At 30.8% G+C, this 18884-nt stretch carries 15 protein-coding genes; 8 read left to right on the top strand and 7 right to left on the bottom strand.

Features of this window, described 5'->3' with window-relative positions; translation table 11 throughout:
- Positions 1 to 69: 69 nt before the first annotated feature.
- The 5 genes from asnB to ROY99_00545 all read right to left on the bottom strand — a co-directional run bounded on the left by asnB (position 70) and on the right by ROY99_00545 (position 6547).
- Positions 70 to 2067, bottom strand: coding sequence for an asparagine synthase (glutamine-hydrolyzing) (gene asnB / locus ROY99_00565; protein MDT3694848.1), 1998 nt, complete (start codon positions 2065 to 2067; stop codon positions 70 to 72).
- Between the two features lie 2 nt (positions 2068 to 2069).
- Complete coding sequence (locus ROY99_00560; GenBank protein MDT3694847.1) at positions 2070 to 2324, bottom strand: acyl carrier protein; 255 nt, start codon at positions 2322 to 2324, stop codon at positions 2070 to 2072.
- Positions 2325 to 2374: 50 nt separating this feature from the next.
- Positions 2375 to 2788, bottom strand: a complete 414-nt coding sequence (locus ROY99_00555) for an acyltransferase (GenBank protein ID MDT3694846.1) — start codon at positions 2786 to 2788, stop codon at positions 2375 to 2377.
- A gap of 543 nt (positions 2789 to 3331) precedes the next feature.
- The gene (locus tag ROY99_00550; protein ID MDT3694845.1) at positions 3332 to 5902 is read right to left on the bottom strand and encodes a polysaccharide biosynthesis tyrosine autokinase; all 2571 of its coding nucleotides are present in this window, start codon (positions 5900 to 5902) and stop codon (positions 3332 to 3334) included.
- 33 nt (positions 5903 to 5935) lie between these two features.
- Positions 5936 to 6547 (bottom strand): SLBB domain-containing protein, encoded by a 612-nt coding sequence (locus ROY99_00545; GenBank protein MDT3694844.1) that lies wholly within the window; start codon positions 6545 to 6547, stop codon positions 5936 to 5938.
- A 1699-nt stretch (positions 6548 to 8246) separates the two neighbouring features.
- Here ROY99_00545 and ROY99_00540 point away from each other — a divergent pair.
- From ROY99_00540 to ROY99_00515, 6 genes are all read left to right on the top strand, one after another.
- Entirely contained in the window at positions 8247 to 9245 is a 999-nt protein-coding gene (locus tag ROY99_00540) for an SDR family NAD(P)-dependent oxidoreductase (GenBank protein MDT3694843.1), read from the top strand.
- A complete protein-coding gene (locus tag ROY99_00535; protein MDT3694842.1) occupies positions 9209 to 10180 on the top strand; it encodes an NAD(P)-dependent oxidoreductase in 972 nt (323 codons plus the stop codon). The genes ROY99_00540 and ROY99_00535 overlap by 37 nt, the downstream gene beginning before the upstream one ends.
- Before the next feature lie 174 nt (positions 10181 to 10354).
- Positions 10355 to 11488, top strand: a complete 1134-nt coding sequence (locus ROY99_00530; protein MDT3694841.1) for a DegT/DnrJ/EryC1/StrS family aminotransferase — start codon at positions 10355 to 10357, stop codon at positions 11486 to 11488.
- Between the two features lie 237 nt (positions 11489 to 11725).
- On the top strand, positions 11726 to 13168 hold the full coding sequence (locus tag ROY99_00525) for a sugar transferase (protein MDT3694840.1): 1443 nt from the start codon (positions 11726 to 11728) through the stop codon (positions 13166 to 13168).
- 33 nt (positions 13169 to 13201) lie between these two features.
- The gene (locus ROY99_00520) at positions 13202 to 14215 is read left to right on the top strand and encodes a Gfo/Idh/MocA family oxidoreductase (GenBank protein MDT3694839.1); all 1014 of its coding nucleotides are present in this window, start codon (positions 13202 to 13204) and stop codon (positions 14213 to 14215) included.
- A 27-nt stretch (positions 14216 to 14242) separates the two neighbouring features.
- Entirely contained in the window at positions 14243 to 14710 is a 468-nt protein-coding gene (locus ROY99_00515) for an acyltransferase (GenBank protein ID MDT3694838.1), read from the top strand.
- 24 nt (positions 14711 to 14734) lie between these two features.
- On the opposite strand, the gene ROY99_00510 is transcribed toward ROY99_00515, so the two are convergent.
- The gene (locus ROY99_00510) at positions 14735 to 14905 is read right to left on the bottom strand and encodes a hypothetical protein (GenBank protein ID MDT3694837.1); all 171 of its coding nucleotides are present in this window, start codon (positions 14903 to 14905) and stop codon (positions 14735 to 14737) included.
- Positions 14906 to 15098: 193 nt separating this feature from the next.
- Positions 15099 to 16370: an OmpA family protein gene (locus ROY99_00505; GenBank protein MDT3694836.1), complete on the bottom strand. Its 1272-nt coding sequence runs from the start codon at positions 16368 to 16370 to the stop codon at positions 15099 to 15101.
- Between the two features lie 537 nt (positions 16371 to 16907).
- Here ROY99_00505 and ROY99_00500 point away from each other — a divergent pair.
- Together ROY99_00500 and ROY99_00495 are read left to right on the top strand one after the other, a co-directional pair.
- Positions 16908 to 17621 carry a LiaF-related protein gene (locus ROY99_00500; protein MDT3694835.1) on the top strand — a complete coding sequence of 238 codons (714 nt, stop codon included), beginning with the start codon at positions 16908 to 16910 and terminating at the stop codon, positions 17619 to 17621.
- Between the two features lie 9 nt (positions 17622 to 17630).
- A complete protein-coding gene (locus ROY99_00495; GenBank protein MDT3694834.1) occupies positions 17631 to 18689 on the top strand; it encodes a histidine kinase in 1059 nt (352 codons plus the stop codon).
- The last annotated feature ends 195 nt before the right edge of the window (positions 18690 to 18884 follow it).

The following is an 18884-nucleotide window of genomic DNA, read 5'->3' as shown; positions in this document are numbered from 1 at the left end:
AATTCATTTTCAAAACATTAAATTTTGGAAGAAATAAACAAATACATTCATACTTAAATAAAAATCTATCTATAAAACTTTTTTTAATCTTTTGTTTGCAGATCTGTAATCAAAAAATTGATCGAATCTGTCCGATTTAGAAGGAATATCCTGAAAGTCTTCTATAAAATTTTTGTGAATTAATTGTGTTGAAATAATCCCGACCAAAGCCATTTCATCAAATTCGCCGGCTCTGTCTAACTTTCCAAGTTTGCTAATTAGTTTTAAAACTTTAACCGGATCAAAAATCCCTGTTTTGTTAATAGCATCTTCGGAACAGCATTCCTTAACTAGATTAAGATTGTTGTTCAAAAGTGCTTTGTGAATAGGAGCCCTGTAAGGATTTTTCCATCGCTTTAAAATATTTGATGGTAACCTGTTTTTAAATATTTGCTTTAGCAAGTATTTTTCATTCAGTCCGTTTATTTTAATTTCAGAATTCACTTTTGCAAGCAACTCAATAACTCTGTGATCAAGATATGGAACTCTCAATTCAAGTGAATGAGCCATTGCAACTCGATCGCCTTGCGAGGATAACAAATAATTACTAAGAAAGATTGTTGATTCTAAAAATTGTGATTTTGTTACTGCATCCCAGTCAAAGAAATCTGATGGTAACAACTTTGTCAATTCATTATAGCTGTCGTAATCTCTTGTTGAATCTCTTAACTGTTCAGAAAAAAAGTTTTTTATTTTTGAAGTATTCTTCCACCTGATGTTGTGTGAAAAGAATGGATCATCAGGATTATCAATTCCGTTTTTAAAGAAGGCGATAAGTGTTTGTTTTAACCGATCATCTTTAAATATATATGGATATAACTTTCCAAGCAGTAACGGTCTAAGTTTTGACTCAGGATCTTTAGACCAAAAATTTCTGATCTTTGCTTCTTTAAATATGTCATATCCGCCGAATATTTCATCAGCACCTTCACCTGTTAATACAACTTTATAACTACTTTGATTAACGAGTCCTGATAACATATACAATGGAATTGGACCGGTTCTTAATAGTGGTTTTTCTGTATGCCATAAAACATTTTCTAAATTAGTTCCTATTGAATCATTTGTTGCGATAATTTCAGAGTGATTGACCTTTAGAAAATCTACCATTTCATTTTGAAATCTTCCCTCGTCATATTCTTTATTTTCAAATCTAATACCGAAAGATCTGAGTTCATTATTAAAATTTTTTTTAACAGTCTCAGTTAAAGCAGAAGAATCTAAACCTCCACTGAGATAAGTCCCCACTGGAACATCAGCACGTAAACGGATTCTAACTGAATCCATTAATATTTCTGAAATCTCATTAACTAACTCATCGTTTTTTTTATTAACTGCTTCATGAGTAGCAGCGAAATTTAAATCCCAATACTTACCGGTTTTTATTTCGTTTTGTGAAATTAACATATAATGTGCAGGCAGCAGTTCTTTAATGCTACTAAAAACAGTTTTGCCCGGAAGTGTAGTCCAGAAAGTAAAAATCTGGTCTAAGGACTCATGATCAAATGATCTTTCAATATCTTTATTAGCAAAGATTGACTTGATCTCTGAAGCAAAATATAACCGCTTGTTTTGAATCGTGTAATGCAAAGGCAAAATTCCAACCCGATCACGAGCAAGTAACAGTGTTTTATTGTTTGAGTTCCAGATAGCAAAAGCAAATTGACCATTCAATTCATTCAGACAATTGATTCCATTTTCTTCATATAGATGTAAAATTACTTCTGTATCACTTGTAGTATAGAATTTATGACCACTATTGATCAACTTTTGTCTTAGTTCCGGATAGTTAAAAACCTCCCCGTTGTAAATTATCCAAAGAGATTTATCTCCATTATAAATGGGTTGAGTGCCATCCTTAAGATCAATAATGCTTAATCGTGCATGAGCCAAACCTATATTATCATCTATATATGCACCAGTCTCATCTGGTCCACGGTGTTGCTGATTTGAAACCATGCTTCTTAGCACATCAGAAGAAATTGGTTTTTGATGTCCAAGATTCATTATACCAGCAATCCCGCACATCTTTATGCCACCTTTTGATTAAGCTTTTTCTGAAGGAAGGTGTCTATGTTGTTTAAACTTGAAAGATTTTGTGGAATAAGTTCCTCATCATCAACTGAGATATTATATGATTCTTCTAAAAAGCTAACTAATTCTATCACACCGGTAGAATCTATAATGCCTTTGTCAAAAAAATCAGTATCTGGCTTTAACTGTTCTTCTTCTCCGAACAAAAAATTTTCTATAATAAATTCTCTAACTGCGTTTATTCGGCTCATGTTTTCTGTCTTCCTTTTTTATTTGTTTAATAAATCTTTTCAAAATGATTTTATTCTTCTTCAACAACAATCTTTTTTTTCTTAATAGGTCTAAGTCCTTTTACGAATTCTTCTTGTGTGTGACCAGGTGTTAATGGTACGGTAACTCTTGCCAAAGGTCCGGGGTTTGGCATACCCCAAAATGTATTTGGAGGTACATTTCGTGTTACTACTGTTCCGCCTTTAATAACTGAACAATCGCCTATCTTTACGCCTGGTAATATCAGGCAATGCGGCCCAACATATACATCTTTACCAATGATTACTTTGCCTGTGCTTTTTTTTTGTCTTGGTCCAAAATATGAATGTGTATAGATAGTAGTTCTAAAGTTAATTATTGAATTATCACCAATTTCTATATCATCTGGATGTAATTCATCCAAGTATACTGATTTAGCTATCCAAACGTTTTTACCTATTTTCACCCCTCTCAATTTATGCAACCATGGTCTGAAACTATATCCAAAGGGAGCAATAAAAGAAAGGCTCAATAATAGCCTGCTAAAAATGCTTTTTATCATAATCTATTTTCCCAGATGACAATTATCTAGCTTGATTTTAATTAGTAAATGATTAATTACAAATGATAGGCACATCATAATAAAAATCAATATTTAATAAAGAAGAAACGAGAACCATTAATAAGAAATTTCTTTAATTAACCTTTAGAAATTTTTTAGTTCTTATACTAATTATTACACCAAAATGAAATACACCGAAACTGAAACAATTTCGAAATTCTAGAATTATTATTGACAATAATTTGTTCTAAAATGATAATTTCTTGCTCTCAAAATGAAATAAATAACAAACCTACTAAATTTTGCTGGCAACTTTTCCAGTATTAAATCCCAATAAACCAGAAAACAAAAAGTTGCTTATTTAACAGCTTTTAAAATCAAAGATGATGAATGCAACAGGTTAAATCTTTCAGTCTTCCTTCAAACAGAACAAGATAGGATTTTAAATTAAGAGGATTTAGCTTTAGACCTATTGTGTACTATTGAACCCATTTTTTTTACTAAGTGTTTGTTACCTTTCTTTTCTTGAGAATTTCCTTGTCCATAGCCATAGCCATAACCATAGCTGTAGCGATAGCGATAAGAATTCTGAATCTCTGTTGCATTAGCGACAATTCCAAGTATCTTAATCTGTGCCTGTTTCAGGTCTTGTATTCCACCAATCACTGAATCTTTTATACTGGTATTGGGGCGCACAATTAGTACTGCATTTTTTATATATTTACCTAAAACTAGTGTATCGACAACTCTTGTCACGGGAGGTGTATCAATAATAACATAATCATAAGCAGATGTATTGATCTTTTCAAAAATTGATTTCATCCGATCTGAACTAAGTAACGAACCCGAGTTTTCTCTTACACCACCAGATGGTATAATAAATATTTTCTTTAATAATTTGTTATAAACTCCAGGAGAGCCTCCTTTTTCAAGAAAATCAATTAATCCCGTTGAGTTATGAAAAACATCAAACATCTGCGAAAGCTCACCTTTTCTTAGATCGCAATCGATTATTAAGATGTTTTTATCATTTAATGCCATAGTAATAGCCAGGTTTGCAACGATAGTAGTTTTACCTGTGTTTTCTTCACAACTAGTTACCATAATTGTTTTGTCTGTGAAATCTAAGTTAGATAACTTTGTATTTAATAACCTATAAGACTCACTGATGCCTGTTTTATCAGGATGCAGAGTTACAAACTTATCTTTCCCCTCATTTGATTTCTTCATTTTACTGAGAATAGATTTATCAAAATTTGGAATCAACGCTAATATTGGGATTCCCAGTTCATCTTCTAAATAATCTAAATCTATGTGTTTTGAGTTCATCAATTCAATAAGGAAAATAGAAACAATCCCAACAAATCCACCAAGGAATAATCCGATTAACATGTTTAGAGTTTTTTTGGGTTGAATAGGCTTTATAGGTATAAAAGGATGATCTACAATAATAATATCCTGTAATTGAGAAAGTTCAGCCACTCTCATCTCTTCACGTTTATCTAATAGTAACTTGAATATTTTTTCATAAACGTCTTTTTCTCTAACTAATCTCGCCATTTGAGTCTCTTGTGCTGGTAATTGCTTCATTTTGGCATCGAAACCTGACATTAAATTATCAATTTTTCGAAGTTTATTCTCTAAAGTATTGATGATAATTTTGTACGCAACTAATGTGTGTTGGTTAAAACCAGCTAATTTTTCCTTCACCAATTTTATTTGTTCTTCTATATTAATTACATCAGGATGATTTTCTGTACGTTTCTGTAAGAGTTCAAGTTTTTGTAATTCCAGCTCAGAAAGTCGACCCATTAAACCCGAGAATGGTGATTCACCAGATGGTTCAAGAAAACTTTGATTAAAAAATCCACTTGACTCGAGTTCCTTCTTCATTTCGGCTGCCTTATCTTTATAATCTGATAGAAGGAGATCAGTCTGTAATCGTTCTGCTTCTAAAGTACTCTGGTAGTTTAAAAGCTCCTGAGTATTTTGGTCGATACTCATTATTTTTCCACTACCTTTAAAATTACTTAGGTTGCTTTCTGCATCTAACAACTTTTTTTGAACTTCGGTTAGTTGCTCATCAACAAAATGAAATGAGTATCGAACAGTTTGCTTTTGCTGTTCCATCCTCACTTCTCTAAAATTATTAATTATATGATCAGCGATTATTTTGCTAGCTAATGGAGAGGATGACTGGACACTTAGTGCAAATACATCTGTATGACCAACTCTAGAAACATTAATCCCTTTACTAAAATTCAATATGAATTTCCGATAATTCTTAATGCTAAACACAATTTTACTTCCCAATGGAGCATTGTCCCAGCTAAATTCGAATCGAACAAAATCGGTATTTGCAGTCATCCATTTTTTATGTTCTTTCAATGATTTAGTTAAATCAAGAGTATCAGCATATAGATTATCTTTTAATGTATCTAAATCACTCATAGATGAATCACTCAATCTAGTGATCAACTTATTTTCTTTAGCATTCCACAATTCGAAATGTTTTTCATCCACTTTTTTTATAAATAATTCTAGTTCTATATTTTCATTCATTAACTGAAAGTTTTTGAATTTTGGAAGATTAAATGAAATTTCTCTAGAATAGTTATTTCCAGAATCAGGGAAATCAGTGAAAACATTATTCAATTTGTGTGAATTTCCGTTCGGGTCAATGATCTCATTCAACTCAACGAACAAATTTAATTCATTAATTACTCTGCCTAATACTTCATTAGTTTTTATAAGCTCCATTTCTGTTTCAAGCAGATCAGATGTCTGAAGTTTTACAATTTCATAAAGTTCATCTTTATTCCCCTTGTTGTCTGCAGCTTCTTTTTTAAGTAGGGCTGTAGATTCATAAACAGGTGTAGAAAACATATTATATAAGAATGCTAAAATAAGGAATGTAACAACAGATAATAATATTTTCAATCTACCTTGATAAACAATGTTTAATATTTCTAGAAGTGATTTCTCTTTTACTTTGTTCTTAGAAAATTTTTCAGCCATAATTAAGTTTTCTTCCTCGTATTATTGAACTACTTATTGAAAAAAGACTGCATAGGATGTTATGGCAAGTGCTACAATGGAAATTATTGTCGTAATTACTCCTGAATTATCTGCCCACCATCTTCTTGGTACATATATCTGGTCTCCGGATTGCAATCCAAAGTCTGAAGCATTTCTACCTTTTTGAATAATTTTTTCCACATCAATCTCAATTGACTCAAAGTCTCTTGTTAGTAGTATATTACTTAAATCAGCAGTCTCTGTTAATCCTCCAGCAAATGCAAGTATTGCTGTAAATTTCTCAGAATCAGAAACATAATAAAATCCTGGATTTCTAACCTCACCAAGAATATTTATTCTAAATAATGCATTGACACTTAAATGAGGATCTTTGTATAAAGAATCATAACGCGAAATTATTTCTAATTTTAAACCTTTAAAGTCTTTGTTTTTAGTATCAATTGCCCCTATAATGGGCAAGTTAACCATTCCGTTTGGCTGAATGTAATAATCACCGGTAATAAGATCTTTTATATCAAGAAAAGAAATTCTAATTCCATCACCAGTATTCAGATTCTGCGCAAAGAGATTTAGACTATTAAATATTGAAAGTGTTGCAATTAATAAAATTGATAAATATTTCATTACTTCTCTAATTGAGTTTGAATGGATAAATAATTAATAAAAATAACTAAGATAACTTTATTAAACAGCTTTGAAATTCATACTTTTGTTTATAAAATTAACGCATAGCATTGATAAAGAAAATTTAATACACAAAGACAATATCTATGCCATCAATACTTATTAATTTCTCTTTCAATACAGTGTATAAACATACAAGAATATCAAAATGAGAAAATATCTTTTTCGTGAACCATAATATTACTATAATAAAATTATATAAATAATAAGGATTTTAAAACAAAAAACATAAAATTCTATTATTCTTTTATAAAATGTCAATAGGTTTTAATAAAATGCATTAAAAAATTGGTTTCTTTCTTTAGATTTTATATAACATTTATTTAGCATAGTTCTTGCTTATAATCGTATCTTAATATTTAAACTCGTATTAATATTAAAACTTTCTTTATTAAGATAATAGAAAAAAGAAACTTCATTTTGTAGAGATAATTAATGAAGGTTCAATTATTGGTAATAAAAAGGAAGTATAAATTTATTTAAGATGTAATTAGTTCGGTCATTCGGGATATGCTTGACACTATGTCATTAATTTCAATTGTGTGTTTACCTAATTCTAAAAAAATGTAATGAATTAAACATTATGTACTGTGTAGTAGTAAATTCTGGAATACATACCAATAATTATGTTCTTTGATACTAAGGTTTTGACACCGACGCTAAAGTTTAAATGCGTAAATAGCAACAACACAAGGAATAACTCTTTGTGGTATAAAACTTATGTTTTAGGATGATTATCCGGAAAGTTATAACATCTGATCAGCTAAGGTTGAAAATACAATTACAAAATAAATAAAAGCTTTGTGATTATGTATAAGCAAATTGGTTAAATTAAAACTTTATATGCAATTGCTAAAAAATAACCTGATTTCTGGTGCATATATTGTTTAAACTCGTTTTGTTGAAAATAAAGGTAAAAAGATAGGCGGGTCTTCAATAGGAATATGGTTTAATCTTATCCAAGAGAAATTGTTGAGTTTCTGTTGAAACAGATACTGATGTTTCAAAATAATGAACTGTTAATGATTTAAGTAATGAAACTCATAGGATATAATAAAACGAAAAATATCATTGCACTCGTTCAATTACAGCAATAAAATGGAGAGAATTAAAGAGCAGTTTCGGGAACTAATTTAAATATCTTGATGATTAAGTGTTAAGTGTATGAGAGTTTCGGCAATATGTAGCTGGTTACCCGGTAGTACTGAAGTTGCTCTAAGAAATAGCTGGGTGATTAAACTTATTTACCTTCTCTATGCATTAGAGAGTAAATGGCATAAGTCTTTAAGAAAAAGAAGAAACTATAGAGGAATTACAATTGTTTTTATAGGACAAGAGAGCTCCAAATGGATTTCACTGTCCGGTGCCTTTTATCTCTAAAAGCAATTCAAATATTTGGATTGAAAAAGGTAATTTTCCTATAGCAATAAAATTATACAGACAGATATTTATTTCTCTTTTAACAATGAATGATCTGATGAACTGATTGAATAGTTAAATTATAGATTAAAAAATTTAATAAGAAGTAATTTTGGAAGTTTGTTCGTTTAATTTTAAATTATAAAAAAAATTTTCAAATCGAAAACTGGTAAATTTAATTAACTGATTTTTTTATATCACAAATGAAAGGAAAATAGTTTTGCAAAACAAAAATATTGTAGTTACTGGAGGAGCAGGATTTTTAGGATCGCATTTAGTCCGTCTATTGCTCAATAAAGGAAACAAAGTAACAGTATTGGATGATTTTTCACATGGAAAAGAATTGCATTTAAAAGAAATTGCTAACAACCCAAATCTTAATGTAATTAAGGGTGATATAACTAATATGGATAATGTAAAGAAAGCATTTGAAAACAAACAAATTGTTTTTCATCTTGCAGTTCTTGATTTACGACAATCCATTAAAGAACCACAAAGAGTAAATGATGTTATTGTAGATGGAACATTAAATTGTTTGAACGTTGCTCGCAATAATAATGTTGAACTGTTTGTTAATTGTTCTTCATCAGAAGTATTTGGAACTGCACAGTATATACCAATGGATGAAAAGCATCCTCTGTTACCAGAGACACCTTATGCAGCGTCTAAAGTTGCCCAGGATATGTACACCTTTAGTTTCGGAAGAACTTACGGATTGCCCTGGACTACAGTAAGGCCATTTAATATGTATGGTCCCAATTCTCACTGGCAGGGTTACAGAGGAGAATTAATACCTAAAATGATCGTTAGGGCGATTAATAAACAACCCTTGGTTATTTTTGGTGAAGGTGGTCAAACTAGAGACTTTATTTATGTTGAAGATGCTGCAAAGGGAATACTTGATGTAACTAATAGTAATGCTTGTCTTAATAAAAATATAAATATTTGTACAGGAAGAGAAACTACTATTAGAAGTATAGCTGAAGCAATTTGTAAGGAATTCTCACTTGATCCCAATGTTTATATTCAAAAGCAGGCTCCTCGTCCTGGTGATGTTATGAGACACCTTGGGGGAAATTCCAACTTCAAAGAAATAACTGGTTACATACCTCAAACAACTATTGAAGAAGGAATAAGTAAAACTATTGCCTGGTTTAAAAGCTTACCTTACTCTCCAGAAGAATTACTAAAACAAGAAGTATTAAGAAGCTGGGAGTAAACAAGATTTTACAAGGGAAGAAGTTTCTGATTTTAGGTTCTACCGGTCGCTTAGGCAGAGAAATTTGCCAGCGACTGGAGGAACTGCATGCTATTGTAATTCCAATAATCTTAAAAGGCTATCCAGAAATGCCTAAAAGAGTGGAATGGGCATCGTCAGTAAAACCAGTTAAGATTTACAAAAAAGAAGATTTAATCCAACTTGAAGAATTTGATTATGTTATCAATTTCCACTGGCGGGTTGATCGTTCTAAATCCTTTACAGAGCAATTGCTATATGAGATAAACTCAAATCTAAGTATGCATGAGTTTCTCTGGGATTGGTTAAAAGAGAAACAACCAAAGAAATTTATTAATATTTCTACTATCAAAATATTCAGCGAGTTAAATGAAAACCCAGTTTCAACATCATCTGTTCCACAACCATTAACTCCTTATGGAATATCAAAAATAGCCGCTGAAAATTATTTCAGAGCCTTATTTAATAAGACATCTACACAGGTAATTAGTTTAAGATTAGGATCCATTTCAGCATTAGGAGAAGTGCCAACTCAACTGCTAACACAGCTCTTTAACAGCGCTTTTAATAATAAAAGGATTGTCGTTAATAAAGGTCATGTTTCAAACATTTTGTATATAGATGAAGCAATTGATTTGATCATTAATTCTACTTTGGTTGGTGTACAGGATAGTTACCTTCTTGTTGGTGATGGAAAATTAAACGAGGATATCTCTAAAAGATTTGAAGAATTAAGTAATCGAAAACTTAATGCCGAGTATCAGGATTTAAATCCAGGTGTGATTGATCCTGGGTTTGTTTCAGACAGAGACAAATTAAGATCATCCTGGACCAGATCTTATTCACTGGATTCAATGATTGAGATGATTATTGCATTAAATCTAAGAGGATCTTCCATTATTGATACAAAAATCTAAAGAATTATTTTATTTGACGAACAAGTATTAAACTAAAAAATTTTAGCATTAAAGTTGTTATTAAACTACAACAGATAGAATTCAAAATTAGATTTGAAAGAAGAAATAAATTTTCTTTGTTAATAATAACAATAAATATCTTCTTTCGACTTAGAATAAACCATTGGAGACAAAATGAATGTTCCTTTTTTAGATTTGAAAGCAAATTATAATTCAATTAAGTCAGAAGTCAATGCAGCTATTCAGCATGTTCTTGATAACACTGCTTATATACTTGGTGCATCAGTCCAGAATTTTGAAAGAGATTTTTCTGCTGCTCATCAAGTTAAATATTGCCTTGGTACAAGCTCGGGTACAGATGCTAATCACCTTGTTTTATGGGGCTTAGGTATTAGTCCTGGAGATGAAGTAATTGTACCGGCTAATACATTTATTGCAACTGCCTGGGGTGCAACTTTATGCGGTGCTACACCAGTTTTTGTCGATTGTCATCCCGAATCATATAATATAGATATATCTAAAGTTGAAAAAGCTATAACAAAGAAGACAAGGGCTATTGTGGCAGTTCATCTTTACGGACAAAGCGCTGATCTTGATCCATTAATTGATATTGCAAAAAAACACAATCTTATTCTGGTTGAAGATGCTGCCCAGGCTCATCTTGCAGAATATAAAGGAAAATTAATAGGTGGATTAACTGATGCTGCTTCGTTTAGTTATTATCCGGGAAAAAATCTTGGTGCATACGGTGAAGGCGGAGCTGTAACAACAAATGATGAAGCACTTTATAACAAAATCAAGAAACTACGCGAGCATGGACAATCTCAAAAGTATTATCATGATATTCTTGGACACAATTACAGGATGGAAGGAATACAAGGAGCTGTACTTGAAGTAAAGCTAAAATATCTTAGTAAATGGACTGATGCCAGAAGATCTGTTGCAGCAAAATATAATGAAGGTCTAAAAAATTTAACAAAGGTGATTACTCCGAAAGAAATGTCGTATGCAAAACATGTTTATCATTTATATGTAATTCAGTTAAATGACGGAAGTCTTGATACCAGTAATCAATTAAGGGATAAACTGAAAGATTTTTTAACACAAAATGGTGTTAATGTCGGTTTACATTATCCGATTCCACTACATATGCAAGAGTGTTTTAAAAGTCTTGGATATAAAAAAGGGGATTTCCCTAACTCAGAAAGGATTGCAGAGGCAGGATTATCATTACCAATGTTTCCTGAGTTGACTGATGAGCAGATCAACTATGTAATTGGTAAAATTAAAGAGTTTTTTAATCAGTAGATATTGCAAACTAATTAAGGATCACTATCAGCCCGATGATTCAAATCGGGCTTTTTTTATTATAGTTTTCCTAAATCAAACTTAATTGTTGTCTCAAATCTCTTGATAAGAAGTATTTGAAATCTCATTTTGAAATTAGTTCTTATATAAAACTTAGAAAATGATTAGAAAATAAAGAATTAATGGGTGGCACAATTCCTGAATATCCAAGAAAGCTTAACTATTTCTATTAACCTTATGAAAAAAAATTACAGATATAAATACTTTTTTGGAATAGCCGATTTTTTTATCCTGATCTTCTCATTTTTAATTTCAATTTTCGCTCTTCGAATTAATACATCATTAAACTTCCTTGAGTTTTATGGTTCTATTCCATGGGTGCTTTCTTTAGTATTAGTAATTACACTGGTCATTATATTGATATTTCAGTATAACGGATTATATCGCCTTGATATTATTCTAAATCGAACAGCACACTTTACTCAAATACTAAAGGCAATTTATTATAGTTCATTAAAGATTGTTCTATTATCTTTTTTACTCGATTCAAGAACTATAATAGACTCAAGACTTCTTTTTGTGTTTTTCTTTCTGATATCAATCGGTTTACTGTTTATTGTTCGTGTTGAATTACTAAAGTGGTTATTTATTGAACTAAGTCAAAGCAGTTTTAAAAGAAATGTTATTATAGTTGGTAATGGTAAACCAGGAAAACTTTTAGCAACAAAATTAATTTACGAAAATCCGCTTGGTTTAAATATTCTTGGTTTTGTTGATGATGAAAGACAGATTGGTGATTTTGTTGTTGCTGGTAAAAAAGTATTAGGCAACCTGGAAAATCTTAAGGAGATCCTTGATAATAACAAAGTTGATGAATTAATAATTTCAAGTGATAGTCAATCGTATGAAAAGTTTTTTGATGTTGTTGATTATTGTAAGTCATTTAATGTTCCAATAAGAATGACATCAAGTCTGTTAGATGTTGTAAATCAAAAATTGAAAATAGAAAAGTACTCAGATATTCCGGTTATTGATGTTTCTCCTCAATATAATGATAACTTTACACTCGGACTAAAAAGATTCTTTGATGTTGTAATTGCCTTTTTTGCTATTTTATTTCTTTCTCCGATAATGGGATTTATTACAGCAATGGTAAAATTATCTTCGCCAGGTCCTATCTTATTTAAGCAAAAAAGAATTGGTAAAGATGGTAAAGAATTTGATTTCTATAAATTCAGATCAATGAAACAAATTAATGGTGAAGATGAAGAACGAAAAAAGAAGATGATTGAATTTATGAAGAATGGAGCTGATAAAACCGGAACAGATACTAAAATAATTAATGAAAGTCGTGTAACTTGGATTGGGAAAATTATCAGAAAGACTTCACTTGATGAATTACCCCAATTATTCAATGTTATAAAGGGTGATATGAGCCTTGTTGGACCAAGACCTTGCTTAACTTATGAGTATGAGAATTACGATGAATGGCAAAAAAGAAGAGTCAGTGTTATTCCCGGCTGCACAGGGGTTTGGCAGGTTTGGGGAAGAAGTATAGTTACTTTTCAGGAGAGTATAGTGTTAGACTTATATTATGTTAACAATATGTCTCCATGGTTAGATATTCAGTTAATGTTTCAAACGGTTCCCGTTATGCTCTTTTCCAAGGGAGCGAAATAATTATTTTTCAAATACTTTGAACAAGGATTTAAAATGAAAGTAGCCGTAGTTGGATTAGGATATTGGGGCCCAAACTTACTAAGAAATTTTCTTGCTCAACCCGATGTTGAACAGTTAATAGCCTGCGATACCAGAGAAGACAGATTGAAGGTGATGAAACAAAAATTTCCGAGTGTTGTTCTATCTAATGATTGCGAAAAAACTTTGACAGGTAATAGTGATCTTATTGTTATTGCAACACCGGTGGCAACTCACTATCAGATTGCTAAAAAAGCACTGTTGAACGGTAAACATATCTGGATAGAGAAACCTTTTACTGCTAATGTCGCTGAAGCTGAGGAATTGATAGAAATAGCTGAATCCAAGAATCTTAATATTTTTGTTGATCACACATTCATCTATAATGGCGCGGTTATTAAGATGAAGGAACTTGTTGATAATGGTGAGCTTGGAAACATTCTGTATTTTGATTCTGAGAGAATTAATCTCGGCTTATTCCAAAGAGATGTTAATGTTATTTGGGATCTGGCACCACATGATCTTTCTATTATGCATTACATTCTTGGATTTAAGGCAAAAGCTATATCAGCAAATGGGATTGCCAACTTTAATGGTAAAGAGAACATCGCACATATAAGCATATATTTTGAAGATAATTGTTTTGCACATTTTCATGTTAATTGGCTTTCACCAGTAAAGATAAGAAGGATGATTGTTGGAGGATCAAAGAAGATGCTTGTTTATGATGACATGGAAAATTTTGAAAAGATAAAAGTTTATGATAGTGGAATTGAAATAAAAACAACCGAGGGAATTCATGAAGCACTGGTTCAATATAGAATCGGTGATATGTTTTCACCTAAAGTAAATCAGACAGAAGCTCTTGCACTTGGTGCACGGGAATGTCTTGACGCTATAAAAGAAAACAGACAGCCCTTGACAAACGGATATGATGGTTTGGAAGTAGTTAAACTGTTAGAAGCAAGCGATAAATCATTAAAGGGAATGGGAAGAATAGTTGAAATTGAAGAGCTTGTTCACTTTTAATTATCAAATTCATATCAGGCAGAATATTTGGAAAAGAAAAATCTTAATAATGTAAAACTTGGTAAAGATGTAAAGATATTTGATTTTGTTAATCTATACGGCTGTTCAATTGATGATAACTCAAAGATTGGTACTTTCGTTGAGATACAGAAGAATGCATCTGTCGGTAAAAATTGTAAAATATCATCTCATACCTTTATTTGTGAAGGCGTTCATATAGGTGATAGTGTTTTTGTTGGACATAATGTTACATTTATTAATGATAAATATCCGCGCTCAGCAAATCCTGATGGATCAATTCAAACTGAATCTGATTGGAATGTAGTTGAAACATTTGTAAAGAATGGTGCATCAATAGGATCTTCTTCTACAATACTTTGTGGAGTAACAATCGGTGAAAATGCTATAGTAGGAGCTGGAGCTGTAGTGACTAAAGATGTTCCTCCAAATACTATAGTTGCAGGTGTACCTGCTAAAGTAATTAAGAAGATTTAATTATAAGTTTGAAACTCTGATAGTTTATTTTACGAAAAGAATTATAAGTGTTGCTGCTAAAGCAAAGAAATAAATAAAGCCCAGCCGTGATTTGATTTTCCCTTTGTTATTATAATTAAGAAGTGTTGAATTATTTTCAAAATCTATTGATTTACTCAATTGATTCTGTTGAATTTCAAATGTTGAATCTTTCATAATTCTAATTCTTTAATTACTAACTATTCAAAACTTTACAATAACTAAGCAATTATTATTCCTATTGACTACCCTTTGAAATTGTGTCGAAAATGGCGGGTAAATTTAAAGTAAGTAAATATTACAGGTAATAATTCTTTCTAGTGAGAGAAAATTATTAAGCAACTGATCAATATTATCAATAATTGAATTTTTAATCTTCTCTAATTATCATTATCCTACGATTAGCGCTGCGTCCTTCTGTCGTGTTATTATTGCCAACCGGGAAAGAATCACCTAGACCATAAACTTCAATTTGATTAGGTAACACGCCCTGCGAAACAAGATAATCATAAACTGCTTTAGCACGATCATAAGATAATTTTTTAATAGTATAAACAGAACCCTGGCTGTCCATATGACCTTCAATTCTCCATTTGCTATTCGGTTGATTTTGAATATAAAAAGCTATTTCATTTAATACAATCAGGGCACTCTGTTTAATATTAGAAGAGCTGTTAATAAATAAATCTTCACCTCTAAGGTTGAATTGAAAAAAGGTTTCTTCTTCCTTAGGCTTATTTAAATCTTTTTGAGTATCAAGAGGTTTGTCTTCAATTTTTGGAATAACTTCGTTTTCTTTCTCTTTAAGTTTAGTTAAATCTTTTTCATCAGTTGATTTAATATCAACATCAGAGGTGGTTTTACTTGAATCTTTGTGTACTTCCTCATTTCTGAACCCAATAATGTCTTCGGGTTTAGTAAGAGGTTTTTCATTAACTTTTGTTGTTTTATCTAAATCAGATTCAAATTTGCTGCTAATTGCATAGGATAAACCAACCATTGCTGTTAAATATGAATCTGAGTTGTCTGCTGCAGAAACATCTTCCAGGTAATCAGTAGAAGTAGGATGATAACTAAGTGATGCATTTATACTAAATTGATCTGAAACTTTAAAGAGAACAGAACCTTCTATAGTGAAAGTAAGGATTGATTTATCGTACCTGTCCAAACTATTAAAGTTAAGTATTTTTCCATTATTATCTTTTGGACTGAAATTAAGAAATGTTCCTCCAACCATAATTGAAGGGATGAAAAAGTCAGCGACAGCATATCCAAAGTTTAAACCCGCACCCACAAAAATAGCATCTGTTGTAACTTCAGTGGGTATTGCTCTTGGTCCATCATTACTCGAGAGTAAGTTTCTTGAGTCGTTAAATTTAAGATTTAAACCGCCACCAAAAATTTTAAACCCAAGTCGTGCATCTTGAATAATTAAAGGATAGTATTCTAATGAAGTTTTAGCAGTTAGACCAAGAGAACTGTTCTTATAATCTGTAAATCCATATCCAACTCCGCCATCAACTGCAACAATAAAATTTTGATAAATAAACTTATCTTCATTGCCAATTGGTTGAGGATTTATATTTCTAGTATAAGCAACAAATAAAAAGATTAAAAAAATTTGGATAAAAGAGCGATTCATATTTCTTATATGGCTAATCATATAATAATTATATCGAACATAATTCCTAAAATTTAATGCAAATATATATAATGTTAATTACTGAAAAAACTTAATTATATAAAATAACATCGATTGATTCTCTGCTTAATAATAGAAAATTTTCAAAATGAAACAAACAATTTTTTTCTTTTTGTTGGAATATTTAAACTGTTTGTATTTTCTGTTTTGGCACAAACATTGGCGTATAGCAAATTGTGAGAGTGAAAGTTATTTGAGTTTTTTGAAAAAATATATTGAGACAATGAATTTTCAATAAAAATTGTTGTTGGTTAGTAAGGTTGTTTCGTGTGTTTATTCTTTTAATTAAAAAGAATGAATGTTCCGAAGCAACCTTTTTTTTAGACTTTTCCGCTTTCTTCATTCCAATTAGTAAACAAAAATTAGAACCCGTTTACCGATGATTCCCTTTATTTTACCGATTTTTTCTTTTCCTAATGGTATCTTTGTATTACTTTTCAATTAGAAATTGATATATCTTAATAAGGAGCTGAAAAAATGGAAGAAAAAAATAATAAAGTTGATAAAAGAGTTCTGCTCGGCAGTTTATTGATTGGACTGGGCGGATTATTCTTCCTTAAGTCACTTAATGTGTTTGATTTTAATTTCACTCGTATATTCTTTTCCTGGTCTTTCTTTTTTATAGTCATAGGTTTATATCTTTCATTTAATACTTCAAGAAAAGTACTTGGTGGAATTTTAGCAGGACTTGGTTTTATCTTTATTCTGCCACGAATATTTCCTTCAATAGATTATAATAGCTCTGTAATATTTGCAATATTTTTAGTTGCTATCGGTATTTATATTATTGTTAATCAGAGAAAAAAAGCAGAAGCAGAAAATGATAATTTTGGACAGATTAGCAAGGATGTTATTGATGATGTTGCAATTTTCGGAGGTGGTACAAAAATAATAACTTCTGAAAATTTTAAAGGCGGAAATGTAACTGCTATCTTTGGCGGTTCTGAAATAATTCTAAAAGGATGTAAACTTGCTGAAGGAACAAATGTAATTGATGTGCTTGCTGTTTTTGGCGGAACAACTATCATCGTACCGAGTGATTGGAATATAGTATTAAATGTTACTCCAATCTTCGGAGGTTTTTCAAACAAGAGTGTTAAAGACCCTAATAGAGTAATTGATTTAAGCAAAACACTGATTATTAAGGGTCTGGTAGTCTTTGGCGGCGGTGAATTAAAAACTTATTTTTAGCATTAAACAATGTCAACCAACCCGATTCTTAAGAGTACAAAGAATATTCTTTTTTATTTATTGTTTATTGTCATCATTGCAAATCTCTATCTTAACCTTATCAGCTATTATAGCAAAACCAATGTAACAATTATTATTGTTGATGCAATAGTTTTTAATTTACTGATTGCTATACTTGGGTTCAGTTTTTGGTATTCATCTGTCTATCTTTCGATTGAGAACAATAAAATTTCAAAAATCATTTTAACTCATTTGGGTGGGGGTATTTTAATTTCAATTGTATGGATGGTGCTGGGTTATTTAATCGTAATAAGTTTAGTAGCTGACACAGAACTGTTTGACATTTTCTTTGTCAGTACTATCAGATCAAGATTTGTCATTGGTATTTTATATTACTTTCTGATGACTGCATTTTATTATATAGTGATTTATTATTCAGGATTTCAAGAAAGAGTTGTTAAAGAGACAGAATTAAAAAATCTTGTAACAGAGGCAGAATTGAGATCTCTGAAATTTCAGATTAATCCTCATTTTATTTTTAATAGTCTTAATTCAATTAGCGCCTTAACAGAAATTGATCCTAAAAGAGCAAGACAAATGATCATAAAACTTGCTGACTTTTTGAGATTTACTCTTGCAAATAATGATAGACAGAAAACTACTCTTACTGAAGAATTAAAAAATATCAGACTTTATCTGGATATTGAAAAAATAAGATTTGAAGATAAATTTGAGTATATAGAAGAACTTTATGAGGAATGCGGAAAAGCTGAGATTCCAAGTATGATATTGCAGCCTTTGTTCGAAAATGCAATAAAACATGCAGTATATGAAACACTGACTACTGTAAAGATTATATTAACCTGTAAAAAACAAGATGACTTTCTAAAGATTACTCTTTGTAACAATTTTGAAGGCGAGTCGCATAAAAAAGGGGCAGGTGTTGGTCTTAAGAATATTGAGGATAGATTGAAATTAATCTATCATCAAGATAATCTTATGGAAGTAAAGAAAGAGAATAATAAATTTACTGTGAGTATTTTTATTCCCGTAAAATCTTTTGATTAAAGTATAGTTAATTACAACTGGTAAACTGCCTGACGGCAGACAGGTTAAATGAATTTAATACCAGCTGATATTTAATTGCAGATTTATTATATAAAGACGAATTCCATTAAAGAGCGGTATCTACACGGGAGTTCAGGGAAATCATGGTAAGGGTTATTTGAAACAAGATATTGAAAAATTATTCTTCCAACCAAG

It is taken from the genome of Ignavibacterium sp. (genome assembly GCA_032027145.1).
GTDB lineage: Bacteria > Bacteroidota > Ignavibacteria > Ignavibacteriales > Ignavibacteriaceae > IGN3.
Note: the sequence above shows the minus strand (reverse complement) of the source record. Positions and strands in the feature narration are given on the sequence as shown.

Excerpts from the sequence above, each read along its gene's own strand:
- ROY99_00545 (MDT3694844.1), bottom strand. The coding sequence starts at position 6,547 with ATGAAATATTTATCAATTTTATTAATTGCAACACTTTCAATATTTAAT.
- ROY99_00510 (MDT3694837.1), bottom strand. The coding sequence starts at position 14,905 with ATGAAAGATTCAACATTTGAAATTCAACAGAATCAATTGAGTAAATCA.
- ROY99_00500 (MDT3694835.1), top strand. The coding sequence starts at position 16,908 with ATGGAAGAAAAAAATAATAAAGTTGATAAAAGAGTTCTGCTCGGCAGT.
- ROY99_00520 (MDT3694839.1), top strand. The coding sequence starts at position 13,202 with ATGAAAGTAGCCGTAGTTGGATTAGGATATTGGGGCCCAAACTTACTA.
- ROY99_00505 (MDT3694836.1), bottom strand. The coding sequence starts at position 16,370 with ATGAATCGCTCTTTTATCCAAATTTTTTTAATCTTTTTATTTGTTGCT.
- ROY99_00525 (MDT3694840.1), top strand. The coding sequence starts at position 11,726 with ATGAAAAAAAATTACAGATATAAATACTTTTTTGGAATAGCCGATTTT.
- ROY99_00530 (MDT3694841.1), top strand. The coding sequence starts at position 10,355 with ATGAATGTTCCTTTTTTAGATTTGAAAGCAAATTATAATTCAATTAAG.
- ROY99_00495 (MDT3694834.1), top strand. The coding sequence starts at position 17,631 with ATGTCAACCAACCCGATTCTTAAGAGTACAAAGAATATTCTTTTTTAT.
- asnB (MDT3694848.1), bottom strand. The coding sequence starts at position 2,067 with ATGTGCGGGATTGCTGGTATAATGAATCTTGGACATCAAAAACCAATT.
- ROY99_00560 (MDT3694847.1), bottom strand. The coding sequence starts at position 2,324 with ATGAGCCGAATAAACGCAGTTAGAGAATTTATTATAGAAAATTTTTTG.
- ROY99_00550 (MDT3694845.1), bottom strand. The coding sequence starts at position 5,902 with ATGGCTGAAAAATTTTCTAAGAACAAAGTAAAAGAGAAATCACTTCTA.